12 protein-coding genes are annotated in these 11,437 nt (G+C 66.9%); 7 read left to right on the top strand and 5 right to left on the bottom strand.

The window, feature by feature from the left end:
* Positions 1–32: 32 nt before the first annotated feature.
* Genes AC3RCC_RS27075 through AC3RCC_RS27060 form a run of 4 tightly spaced genes read right to left on the bottom strand, consistent with a single transcriptional unit; the run spans position 33 to position 4,293 of the window.
* Entirely contained in the window at positions 33–1,034 is a 1,002-nt protein-coding gene (locus AC3RCC_RS27075; protein WP_492257204.1) for a LacI family DNA-binding transcriptional regulator, read from the bottom strand.
* A gap of 4 nt (positions 1,035–1,038) precedes the next feature.
* The gene (locus AC3RCC_RS27070) at positions 1,039–1,992 is read right to left on the bottom strand and encodes an NAD(P)-dependent oxidoreductase (protein ID WP_492257203.1); all 954 of its coding nucleotides are present in this window, start codon (positions 1,990–1,992) and stop codon (positions 1,039–1,041) included.
* Positions 1,993–1,996: 4 nt separating this feature from the next.
* The gene (eno, locus tag AC3RCC_RS27065; protein ID WP_492257202.1) at positions 1,997–3,292 is read right to left on the bottom strand and encodes a phosphopyruvate hydratase; all 1,296 of its coding nucleotides are present in this window, start codon (positions 3,290–3,292) and stop codon (positions 1,997–1,999) included.
* Positions 3,289–4,293, bottom strand: coding sequence for a phosphotransferase (locus AC3RCC_RS27060; RefSeq protein WP_492257201.1), 1,005 nt, complete (start codon positions 4,291–4,293; stop codon positions 3,289–3,291). The genes eno and AC3RCC_RS27060 overlap by 4 nt, the downstream gene beginning before the upstream one ends.
* A gap of 361 nt (positions 4,294–4,654) precedes the next feature.
* Here AC3RCC_RS27060 and AC3RCC_RS27055 point away from each other — a divergent pair, with 361 nt between their 5' ends.
* From AC3RCC_RS27055 to AC3RCC_RS27025, 7 genes are all read left to right on the top strand, one after another.
* Positions 4,655–4,948: a hypothetical protein gene (locus tag AC3RCC_RS27055; protein ID WP_291639716.1), complete on the top strand. Its 294-nt coding sequence runs from the start codon at positions 4,655–4,657 to the stop codon at positions 4,946–4,948.
* Positions 4,949–5,245: 297 nt separating this feature from the next.
* Entirely contained in the window at positions 5,246–5,425 is a 180-nt protein-coding gene (napE, locus tag AC3RCC_RS27050; protein ID WP_291639715.1) for a periplasmic nitrate reductase, NapE protein, read from the top strand.
* Positions 5,426–5,435: 10 nt separating this feature from the next.
* A complete protein-coding gene (gene napF, locus AC3RCC_RS27045) occupies positions 5,436–5,945 on the top strand; it encodes a ferredoxin-type protein NapF (RefSeq protein WP_492257200.1) in 510 nt (169 codons plus the stop codon).
* Entirely contained in the window at positions 5,938–6,216 is a 279-nt protein-coding gene (locus tag AC3RCC_RS27040; RefSeq protein WP_492257199.1) for a chaperone NapD, read from the top strand. Before napF ends, AC3RCC_RS27040 begins: the two co-directional genes overlap by 8 nt.
* Positions 6,213–8,714 (top strand): periplasmic nitrate reductase subunit alpha, encoded by a 2,502-nt coding sequence (gene napA / locus AC3RCC_RS27035; RefSeq protein WP_492257198.1) that lies wholly within the window; start codon positions 6,213–6,215, stop codon positions 8,712–8,714. The genes AC3RCC_RS27040 and napA overlap by 4 nt, the downstream gene beginning before the upstream one ends.
* Positions 8,681–9,184 carry a nitrate reductase cytochrome c-type subunit gene (locus tag AC3RCC_RS27030; RefSeq protein ID WP_452117391.1) on the top strand — a complete coding sequence of 168 codons (504 nt, stop codon included), beginning with the start codon at positions 8,681–8,683 and terminating at the stop codon, positions 9,182–9,184. The genes napA and AC3RCC_RS27030 overlap by 34 nt, the downstream gene beginning before the upstream one ends.
* Positions 9,185–9,196: 12 nt before the next feature.
* Complete coding sequence (locus AC3RCC_RS27025) at positions 9,197–9,910, top strand: cytochrome c3 family protein (protein WP_291639711.1); 714 nt, start codon at positions 9,197–9,199, stop codon at positions 9,908–9,910.
* A gap of 94 nt (positions 9,911–10,004) precedes the next feature.
* Here the strand turns inward: AC3RCC_RS27025 and phnD are convergent, their stop codons facing one another.
* The gene (gene phnD, locus AC3RCC_RS27020) at positions 10,005–11,048 is read right to left on the bottom strand and encodes a phosphate/phosphite/phosphonate ABC transporter substrate-binding protein (protein ID WP_291639710.1); all 1,044 of its coding nucleotides are present in this window, start codon (positions 11,046–11,048) and stop codon (positions 10,005–10,007) included.
* Positions 11,049–11,437 lie beyond the last annotated feature (389 nt).

Below are 11,437 nucleotides of genomic sequence, written 5' to 3'. Positions count from 1 at the left end.
ACGCTCCAATATGAGGAACGCGACGAGACCGACTAGCCACGCCGATATTCGACGAGCCGCGCGCTGGCGATGCTGGCATGCGCTTCGATCGCAGCGCCCGTCCGCAGGCGCTCGATCAGGAAGCCGCCGCAGGCCTGCGCCAGTTCCTGGATCGGCATGGCGATCGCGGTCAGTTCGCCCTGCCACCACGAGAAGGCGGGTTCGTCGCCGAAGCCGATGATCGCGGGCCCGCGACCCTCGCGGCGGGCAATGGCTTGCAGCACCGCTCCCGTCAGCTGCACAGCGCCGGTGATGATCGCGCTCGGCGGCTCGGTCTCCGCGAACACGGCGGCGGTGGCTGCGGCGCCGAACCCCGGATCGGCGGGCGGCCCGAGATGCTCGCTTCCCAAAGCCGGATCGAGCCCGGCCTCCTCGAAAGCGCGGCGGAAGCCGGCGAGCCGGGCGGCGCCGGTCGAGTAATCGCCGGTCCCGCCGATATAGGCGATACGGCGATGACCGTGCGCGATGAGATGGGCCGTCCCGGCGCGCAGGCACTCCTCGTCGTCGATGCCGAACCAGGCCGGCGAGAGGACGGGGATGCGCCGCAGCAGCTGGACATGCGGGATGCGCGCCAGCATCGCGCAGGTCTCAGGCTGCGGGGCAGGGGTGGGAACGATGACGATGCCGGCCGCCCGCGCGCTTGCCAGCTGCCGGACATGGCGGCCTTCCGCCTCGGCGCTGTCGGCGATCGAGACGACGAGCTGGTAGCCGGCCGCATCGCAGCAGGCCGACAGGGCGTCGGCGATGGTGGCATAGAAGCTGTTGCGGATGTCCGGCAGCATCAGCCCGATCAGTCGGCTCGATCCGCCGCGCATCATCTGCGCCGGCAGGTTCTCGACATAGCCCAGGCGCTGCGCCGCTTCGCGCACCAAGAGCTTCATGCGCTGGCTGATGCGCGGATCATCGGCGAGCGCCCGGCCGACCGTCGAGACGGCGACGCCGAGGCTCTCCGCCACCTGTCGGGCCGTCACCATGCCGGTCCCGCGCGCCGCCATCGGCTCAGGCCGCGGCTTCGGGTGCGATCTGGTGCAGCAGGGGCTCGCCGGCTTCGAGACGCCGGCAGTTCTCCAGCGCTACGGCGAGGCTGCGCTCGAAGGTCTGTGGCGTCAGCCAGGCGACATGCGGCGTCGCGACCAGGGTCGGGCAGGCGGCGAGGGTGCCGGGCTCGGTCATCGGCTCGCGCGCGAACACGTCGAGCCCGGCGCCGGCGAGGTGGCCGCTCAGCAGCGCCTCGGCGAGGGCGGCCTGGTCGATCAGCTCGCCGCGGGCGGTGTTGATCAGGATCGCGCCCTTCTTCAGCTGGGCGATGCGCGCCCGATCGAACATCTGTCTCGTCTCGGCGGTCAGCGGCAGATGCAGCGAGAGGATGTCGCTGGTCGCCAGCAATTCGTCGAATGGCAGGGCGGTGGCGATGGCGTCTGGTCTGGGGCTGCGGTTCCAGAAGCAGACTTCGGCGCCGAGCGCCTGCAACGCTGGCGTCAGGCGCTGCGGCACGCCGCCATAGCCGACGAAGCCGATCCGGCTGCCACCGATCTCGCCGAGGCCGATCGCGTCCTCGACACCGATCTGCCAGCCCCGTCCGGCACGGGTCGCCGCGTCGAAGCTCGCGACCCGGCGTAAGGTCGCGAGCATCAAAGCCAGCGTGTGCTCGGCGACGGCCGCAGTGTTGGTTCCCGGCATGTTGGCGACTGCGATGCCAGCCTTCGCCGCGGCAGCGCGGTCGATCGTGTTGACGCCGACGCCGACCTTCTGGATCAGCCGCAGTTTCGGCGCCATCGCGATCATCGCCGCCGTCACCGGCGTCAGGACATGCAGCAGCACCTCGCAATCGGCGATCTCGCAGGCGAAGCCGGCCTCGTCGCGCTGGTCGACGACGGCGATCCGCGGCGAGGCGATCGCAGCGAGCCGCGCTTGCAGGGCCGCGCCGGGCGAGAAGTGGAACAGCGCCTTCATCGGCTCAGTTCCGGCCGTGGGCGAAGGGCAGGGCGTCCCAGCCGGCAAAGCGGGCCTCGCTGCCGAGTTCCTCCTCGATGCGCAGCACCTCGTTCCATTTCGCCATGCGCTCGGAGCGGGTGAAGGAGCCGACCTTGAACTGGCCGGCATCCCAGCCGACGGCAAGATGCGCGATGGTGACGTCCTCGGTCTCGCCGGAACGGGCCGAGACGATGGTGCCGAAGCCGGCCGCCTTGCCGGCGTCGAGCGCCGCGCGGGTGCCGGTCACGGTGCCGGACTGGTTCGGCTTGATCAGCACGGCGTTCAGCGCCTTGCTCGCCGCCGCAGCCTCGACTCGGTCCGCATTGGTGACCAGGAAATCGTCGCCGATGATCTGGCAGCGCTCGCCGTAAAGCGCGGTGAAGGCCTTGAAGCCCTCGGCATCGTCCTCGGCCAGTGGATCCTCGATCGAGACGATCGGATAGCTCTCGAGCCAGCGTCCGAGCAGCGCGATCATCCCGGCGGAATCGAGCTCGCGCTGCTCCAGCGCCAGCTTGTAGGCGCCGTTGCGGCCGAATTCCGAGGCGGCGATGTCGAGCGAGATTGCGACCTCTGTGCCCGCCTTGAAGCCGGCGTTCTCGATCGCCCGCACCAGCGTGTCCAGCGCCTCCTCATTCGAGGCGAAGGCCGGCCAGAAGCCGCCCTCGTCGGCGACGCCCTGCAGCTTGCCGGCCTGTTTCATCAGCGCGCCGGCGGCGCGGTAGACCTCGGCGGTCCAGTCCAGCGCCTGGGCGAAGGAATTCGCCGCCGGGCACATCACCATGAAGTCCTGGACGTCGACGCGCCGCGCCGCATGGGCGCCGCCGCCAAAGATCTGGATCTCGGGCAGCGGGATGCGTACCGGCCGGCCGCTCGACAAATGGCGCCAGAGCGGCTGGCCACTCGCATTTGCCGCGGCGTGGAGCACTGCCATCGAGGTCGCGACCACGGCGTTGCCGCCGAGCCGGCCGAGATTCACCGAGCCGTCGAGCGCGATCAGGGCGGCGTCGATGCCGGCCTGATCGCCGGCATCCCGGCCGGTCAGGGCAGCGGCGATCTCGTCATTGACCGCGGCGACCGCGCCGGTGACGTCGAGCCCGCCAAAGGCCGCGCCGCCATCGCGCCGGTCGAGCGCCTCGCCACTGCCGGTCGAGGCGCCGGCCGGGGCGATGGCCCGCCCGCGAACGCCGCTCTTCAGCACGACATCGGCCTCGACGGTCGGCCGTCCCCTGGAATCCCAGACCCGGCGGCCACGGACGGCAGCGATCCTCGTATCGGTCATCGGGAAATCTCCTCGCTCCAGAGCTGGCGAATGGTCGAAAGGCGCGCCGCCGGCGTCGCGATCAGCGGGCGGGCGACGCGCCGGATACGGTCCTTGTCGGCGTCGGCGCTGATGTACTCGGCCGGTGATTTGCCATCGACACGGGCCAGGAACAGGGCGGGGAGCAGTCGCGCGACGCGTGCCTCGATCGACGCGCGCGGCTCCCAGTCGACCCCCGCGAGATAGCTCTCGGCCAGAGCGTCGAAGCAGGCGAGGAATCCGGCGCTTGCGGCTGGCGTCCATAGGCATTTCAGCAGGAGGTGATTGAGGCAGAAGGCGAGATCGAAAGCCGGCTCACCATACCAGGCGCATTCGGCATCGAGGATCACGGGGCCATGCGGGCCGACCAGGATGTTTTTTGGACTGACGTCGCCATGGACCAGCGCCACCTTGGCGGCGAGCGTCTCGGCGGCCAGGGCGAGCAGAGGAGCGGCGAGGTCGGTATGGACGCGCGCCGTCGCCTCCAGATAGGGCTCGATCCTGATCGAGTGGAAGGTTGCGTCATTGGCGAAGCGCCGGGCGATTTCTGCCGAGCCCTGCGTGCCGGCATGGATCGCCGCGATCACCGCTCCGAGCCTGGCCGCGAAGGCCGGGTCGGCGCGGCCGGCGCGCAATTCCTGCTTCCAGACCGGATGGTCGGCGGGGTCGAGATAATTCATCGCGAAGATGCCGGCCTTAGCGTCGCTGGCGAGGATCCCGGGAACTGCGCCCGGAGCGACCCGGCCGGCTTCGCGCAGCCAGTCGACCTCGCTGGCATTGCGCGAGACCGGCGCCAGCCAGGTCTGGGCGACGCGCAACTGTGCCAGCGCCTTCTTGACGACGAAGACCCGCCCGTCGCTCTCAACCTTCCAGATGTCGGAGGCGACACCGCCGGTGAGCGGTGTCATCCGCGCCTTCGCGACGTCTTCGACCAGTCCCGCATCGCTCAGGAAGCGGCTGATCTCTGCTGGAGCCTGCGCCAAGTCGAGCCTCGCTTGCTTGCAGTCAAGGGCACTGCCTTGACGCCGCATGTTCAATGCTAACGATAGCGCAAAGGCCTCATCGTCGATGCTCCTGTCAAGCGCCTGCCGGCTTTCGCCGCCAGGCGGCAACAGGTCTCAGCCGCGGATTGCGGCGCAACTACGCGGGCTGGTTTGCGGATTGCCGGAGCAGGCGCCAGATTGGCGCCTCGGCAGTGGTGTTTCGCCGATTCGGCAGGGCGCAGCGGGATGTCGCTGCGCGCCGGGCGGATTTGCCTGGGGGCGCCCTGGCCGCGCCGCACGAGGCCCGCGGAACATGCAGACCGCAGGCCGGTTGGAGACGACAACCGTTCGAGAGGTGATGATGACACGCGCTATCCGATTTGCCGCCGCAGCGGCCCTGGTCACGCTGGTTGCGGGCTGCGTTTCGCAGTCGCGGCAGGTCGCTCCGCAGGTTTCTCCGCAAGCCAAGCGCATCATCAACGATGGTGCCGGCGGCTATGTCCTGCCTGACGGCACGCGCGTCGAGGTCGACCCTGCCGGCGGGTTCACCCTGCCCAACGGCGCCTATGTCCGGCGTGACGCCTCGGGTGCCTTGAATTTGCCTAACGGCGCGCGCTGCGTGCCGCAGGGCCGCAGCGGCTATCTCTGCCCCTGACGGCAGGAGATCCGCCGCCTCGATTGCCGTTTCGGCTTTCGCCGGACGATCAAGGGCGCGGCGCGCGCCGCGCCGCGGCCGAAGCGTGAAGGGCCAAAAACAAGTATTGTCGATGTATAATTTGTCGACTGGCTTGGTTCGCCGTCCGCTTGCCGCTTCGATCCGGGTTTTTCCGTGGGAAATTTGTGCCGGGGAGGCTAGACAGCGTCGCCTGCCGATCACATAGTCTCATTAGAAAAGATATAGTTTGAGACCCAGTTAGCGAGGCGTATGGCCTGCGATCGGGGAGCTATGGCGATGTCCGAGAATGTCAGTACCGGAACCGGTGAGGCCCGCACTCGGCGTGATGAAATCCTGGCCTTCATCATCCTTGCCGTCGTGATCTGGCCGCTCATCGCCGTCGGTATCGTCGGCGGCTATGGCTTTCTCATCTGGATGTCGCAACTGGTCCTTGGGCCGCCCGGGCCTCCGGCGTGAGGTGCGGGTCATGGCTACGGGAACTCCGGATCTCGGCAGGCGCGGCTTCCTGACGGGCCGCCTTGCCCCAGCGCGCGACGCTGTCCAACCACCCTGGACCCGCTTCGAGAAGCTCGTCGCCGCCTGCACCGGCTGCGGCGCCTGCATCGACGCGTGCCCGCAGGCGATCGTCCGGATGGGGCCGGGGCGCTGGCCGCAGATCGATTTCAGCCGCAACGAGTGCACCTTCTGTGGCAAATGCGCCGAAGCCTGCCCCGAGCCGGTGTTCGACCGTACCTTGCCGGCCTTCCCGCATGTCGTCGCGATCGGCGAGGCCTGCTTCGCCGCGCGCGGCGTCGTCTGCCAGAGCTGCGGCGATGCCTGCCCGGAAGGCGCGATTCGTTTTCGTCCCCGGCTCGGCGGCCCGGCCTTGCCGGAGCTCGCGGCCGATCGCTGCACCAGTTGCGGCGCCTGCATCTCGACCTGCCCCGCGGACGCGATCGCCGTCGCCGCGCCGATTGCGGAGGCCGTCCATGTCTGATCGTGCTCAGCCCCGCCTCGTCCACATATCGAGCGCTGTCGTCTCGTCCTTTCCGGAACGCTGCGCCGAGGTGGTCGCCCGGATCGAAGCCATGCCCGACACCGAGGTGCATCGGGTCGAGGGCGGCAAGATCGTGATCGTGATGGAAGGCGCGAGCACCGGCGAGATCGGTGGGCGCCTTACCGAGATCGCGCTTTTCGACGGCGTTCTGTCAGCAAACATGGTCTTCGAACAGATCGAAGAACTCGACGACATCGGAGTGAACTCATGACCCTGTCCCGTCGCGAGATGCTGAAGGCGCAGGCGGCCGGCGTCGCCGCTCTCGCTGCCAATATGAGCGTTCCGGCCGAAGCGCAGCCGGTCACCGGCGGCGTCGACAGCCTCCAGATCAAATGGTCCAAGGCGCCCTGCCGCTTCTGCGGTACCGGCTGCGGCGTCATGGTCGGCGTCAAGGAAGGCAAGGTCATCGCCACCCATGGCGACATGAAGGCCGACGTCAATCGCGGCCTCAACTGCATCAAGGGCTATTTCCTCTCCAAGATCATGTATGGCAGCGACCGGCTGACCCAGCCGCTGCTGCGCAAGAAGAACGGCGTCTACGCCAAGGATGGCGAGTTCACCCCGGTTTCCTGGGAGGAGGCCTTCGACACCATGGCCGCCAAGGCCAAGGCGACACTCAAGGCCAAGGGGCCGACGGCGCTCGGCATGTTCGGCTCGGGCCAGTGGACGATCTTCGAGGGCTATGCCGCGACCAAGCTGATGCGGGCCGGCTTCCGCTCCAACAACCTCGACCCCAATGCCCGCCACTGCATGGCCTCGGCCGCCTATGCCTTCATGCGCACCTTCGGCATGGACGAGCCGATGGGCTGCTATGATGATTTCGAGCATGCCGACGCCTTCGTGCTCTGGGGCTCGAACATGGCGGAGATGCACCCGATCCTCTGGACCAGGGTGACGGATCGCCGGCTCGGCCAGCCGCATGTCAAGGTCGCGGTGCTCTCGACCTTCACCCATCGCAGCTCCGACCTCGCCGACATCCCGATCGTGTTCAAGCCGGGCACCGACCTGGCGATCCTGAATTACATCGCCAACCACATCATCTCGACCGGCCGGGTGAACAAGGAGTTCGTCGAGAAGCACACCACCTTCGTGAAGGGCGCGACGGAGATCGGCTATGGTCTGCGGCCGGACGATCCGCGCGAGGTCAAGGCCAGGAAGGCGGCCGATCCGGCCGCGACGACGCCGAGCGACTTCCAGGCCTATGCCGACTTCGTCAAGGACTACACGCTGGAGAAGGTCTCGGCGCTCACCGGCGTCGAGCCCGGCTTCCTGCAGCAGCTCGCCGAGCTCTATGCCGACCCCAAGCGCAAGGTCGTCTCGCTCTGGACCATGGGCTTCAACCAGCATGTGCGCGGCGTCTGGGCCAATCAGCTCGTCTATAACCTGCATCTTTTGACCGGCAAGATCTCCGAGCCCGGCAACAGCCCGTTCTCGCTGACCGGCCAGCCCTCGGCCTGCGGTACGGCGCGCGAGGTCGGCACCTTCGCCCACCGCCTGCCGGCGGACATGACGGTGACCAATCCCGAGCATCGCAAGCACACCGAGGAGATCTGGCGCGTCCCGCCCGGCATCATCCCGGAGAAGCCGGGCTACCACGCCGTCGAGCAGGACCGGATGCTCAAGGACGGCAAGCTGAATTTCTACTGGATCCAGGTCAACAACAACCTCCAGGCGGCGCCGAACAGCTCCGGCGAGACCTATCCGGGCTATCGCAATCCCGATAACTTCATCGTCGTCTCCGACGCCTATCCGACCGTGACCGCGCTGGCGGCCGACCTGATCCTGCCGGCGGCGATGTGGGTCGAGAAGGAGGGCGCCTACGGGAATGCCGAGCGGCGAACCCATGTCTGGCACCAGCTCGTCAACGCGCCGGGCCAGGCCCGATCCGATCTCTGGCAGCTGATGGAGTTTTCCAAGCGCTTCACCACCGACGAGGTCTGGCCGTCGGAGATCCTCGATGCCAATCCGAATTATCGCGGCAAGACGCTGTTCGACGTGCTGTTCCGAAACGGCAATGTCGACAAGTTCCCGCTCTCCGAGACCAGCCCCGACTACGAGAACCAGGAATCCAAGGCTTTCGGCTTCTACGTCCATAAGGGCCTGTTCGAGGAGTACGCCGCCTTCGGCCGCGGCCATGGCCATGATCTCGGGCCCTATGAGCTCTATCACGAGGTCCGCGGCCTGCGCTGGCCGGTGGTCGACGGCAAGGAGACGCTCTGGCGCTATCGCGAGGGGCTCGACCCCTATGTGAAGCCGGGCAAGGGCTTCGAATTCTACGGGAACAAGGACGGCAAGGCCCGCATCATCGCGGTGCCCTACGAGCCGCCTGCGGAATCGCCGGATGGCGAATACGATCTCTGGCTGGTCACCGGCCGCGTGCTCGAGCACTGGCATTCCGGCTCGATGACCATGCGCGTGCCCGAACTCTACAAGGCTTTCCCCGGGGCCCGCTGCTTCATGCATCCCGAGGACGCCCGCAAGCGCGGGCTCAACCAGGGCGCCGAGATCAGGCTGATCTCGCGGCGCGGCGAGATGCGCACCCGCGTCGAGACGCGCGGGCGCAACCGCATGCCGCCCGGCGTCGTCTTCGTGCCCTGGTTCGACGCCAGCCAGCTGATCAACAAGACGACGCTGGACGCCACCGATCCCATCTCCAAGCAGACGGATTTCAAGAAATGCGCGGTCAAGATCGTTCCGGTCACCGCCTGATGCGCGCGCGGACCGTTCTCGGGGCCGCGCTGGCGGCCTGCATCGTCCTGGTCTTCGGGGCAGCCTTCTCGCAGGAGGGGGCGCCGGTGAAGATCGTTCCGCGGCTGACCGGCACGGCCCAGCCCATGGAGCTGGACAAGGTTCCGGCGCTGGGGCGCCCGGTCGTCGACGACGTCAGGCGGATGCGGAACTATCCGGAGCAGCCGCCGGTGATTCCGCACGCGATCGACGGCTATCAGCTGACGCTCAACACCAATCGCTGCATGGATTGCCATAAGCGCGAGTTCACCGAGGGCTCCGGCGCCCCGATGATCAGCGTCACGCATTTCCAGGACCGCGATGGCCAGGTGCTCTCCGACGTGACGCCGCGGCGCTATTTCTGTACCGCCTGCCATGTCCAGCAGACCGATGTGCCGCCTTTGGTCCAGAATACCTTCCAGGACGCCAAAGACATTGGCCGCAAGCGATAACGGGGCGGCATGATGGCAAAGCTCAAGGCTCTGTTTCTCTGGTGCTGGAACCGGGTGCTCTGGTTCTGGCGCATCATCAGCCGGCCCAGCGCCTATCTCAGCCTCGGCTTCCTGACGGTCGGCGGCTTCATCTGCGGGGTGCTGTTCTGGGGCGGCTTCAACACCGCGCTCGAGGTCACCAATACCGAGAAGTTCTGCATCTCCTGTCACGAGATGCGCGACAACGTCTATCAGGAGCTGACCCAGACGGTGCACTTCTCCAACCGCTCGGGCGTGCGCGCCAGCTGCCCGGACTGCCATGTCCCGCATAACTGGACCGATAAGATCGCCCGCAAGATGCAGGCCTCGAAGGAGGTCTGGGGCAAGATCTTCGGTACGATCTCGACGCGCGAGAAGTTCCTGGGCATGCGCCTCGAGCTCGCCAAGCACGAATGGTCGCGCCTCAAGGCCAACGACTCCTTGGAATGCCGCAACTGCCATTCCTCGGTGGCGATGGACTTCACCAAGCAGACGCGCCGCGCAGCCGAGATCCATGGCCGCTTCCTGACCACGGGCGAGAAGACCTGCATCGACTGCCACAAGGGCATCGCGCATCTGCTTCCCGACATGACGGGCATCGAGCCCGGCTGGAAGGACAAGCCGGAGCTCCAGGGCAAGACCACGAGCTCCTATCATGGGCCCGAGCGCGAGATGCGGGCCTATCTCGCAGATCTGCCCGCAAAGTAAGGGCGGCGCACTTTCGGCCATGTCGGCCTGAACGCGAAGAGGGCCCCGGTATGTGCCGGGGCCCTCTTCCTTTATTTCAGCGCTGAGCCAGCGATCAGTTCTTGGGCTGCTGGGCCTTCTTGCGTTCCAGCGCCTCGGCCTCGCGCTTGGCCTCGGCCTCGTAGCTGCGCTTGTTGAACGGCGTGCCGGACTTCTCGGCGACCTCGCGCACCACGCCCCATTTCTCTTTGTAGGTGATCGGGACGTAGCGATCCTCGCCGTTGAACTCCTTCTTCTCCTCGTCGGTGAACTTGTAGCTGAAGAAGCATTCGCGGATCTTCGCCGCCAGTTCCGGCTTCAGGTCGTGGGCGTGGACATAACCATTCGTCGGGAAGACCTCGCTGGTGTAGAGCACGCGGAAATCATCGCGCTTGATCGTGCCGCGCGCCACCATCCGCTCGAAGACGTCGTCGGCGACTGCCGCCATGTCGTAGTCGCCATGGTTGACGCCGAGGATCGACTTGTCGTGCCCGCCCGACATCAGCGGCTTGTAGTCATTGTCCGGGGTCAGGCCGAGCGGCGGGAACAGCACGCGTGGCGCGAGATTGCCCGAATTCGAGGAGGGCGAGGTATGCGCGACCTTCTTGCCCTTGAGATCCGCCATCGACTTGTAGGGGCTGCTCGCCTTGACCAGCGCGACCAGCTTGTAGCCGCGCGGCCCGGCTTCCGAGCCGCCGGCGGCGAAGGGCACCGCGCCCGCCATGTTGACGGCGAAGGCGGTCGGACCGGTCGAGAAGCCGGCGACATGCAGCCGGCCTGAACGCATGGCCTCGATCTGCGAGGTGTTCGACTGGACCGAGAAATACACCACCTTGCGGCCGATGCAGGTGTTGAGATGCGTCACGAACGGCTTGAGCAGGTTGGCATAGATCGCGGGATCCTCGACCGGCGTATAGGCGAAGACCAGGGTCGAAGGGTCCTTCTGCTTGGCAGGGTCGGTCGGGGTGTCGGCGACGAGATCATTGTTGGCGTCGCAATACTGGTCGTCGAGCTGTCCACGGTTGGGACAGGCGTCCTGGGCCTGGGCGCCGAACGAGGTCAAGGCGATGGCGGCGACGGAGCCGAGAATGGCGGCTCTGGCTGGATTGGCGAATTTCATCTTGAACCTCCCGAGACAATGCGGCGCGACCATTCTGTCGCCGCGGCTTCTGGCCGGATTCTTTGCCGGCGTCAGAATCAGGATTCTCGGACAAATGTCCTTCGGTCAATACTTATGTGCCGAATTATTGCGGCCCGCCCTGTCCAGGCCGCTTTATCGGGCTCGCGTCGACGCTCTGCCGTTTGTCGACGGTCACGAAGCGCCTGGACGGGCCTTCTGCCCTGGTCGCGGGCGGCGAACGCTTCCGGCTGGCGGCCGGTTTCGGTGATCTCCAGGGCGGATCGCAAGGCGCCTGGTTCAAAAGAAGGATGCTCCCTGCGAATTCCTGGTGGAAAAGGAGCACGTCGTGCCGCATCGTAGCGCCACCGGCATCGCCGCGAAGGATTTCC

It is taken from the genome of Allobosea sp. GW823-FHT01F03 (assembly GCF_058798075.1).
Note: the sequence above shows the minus strand (reverse complement) of the source record. Positions and strands in the feature narration are given on the sequence as shown.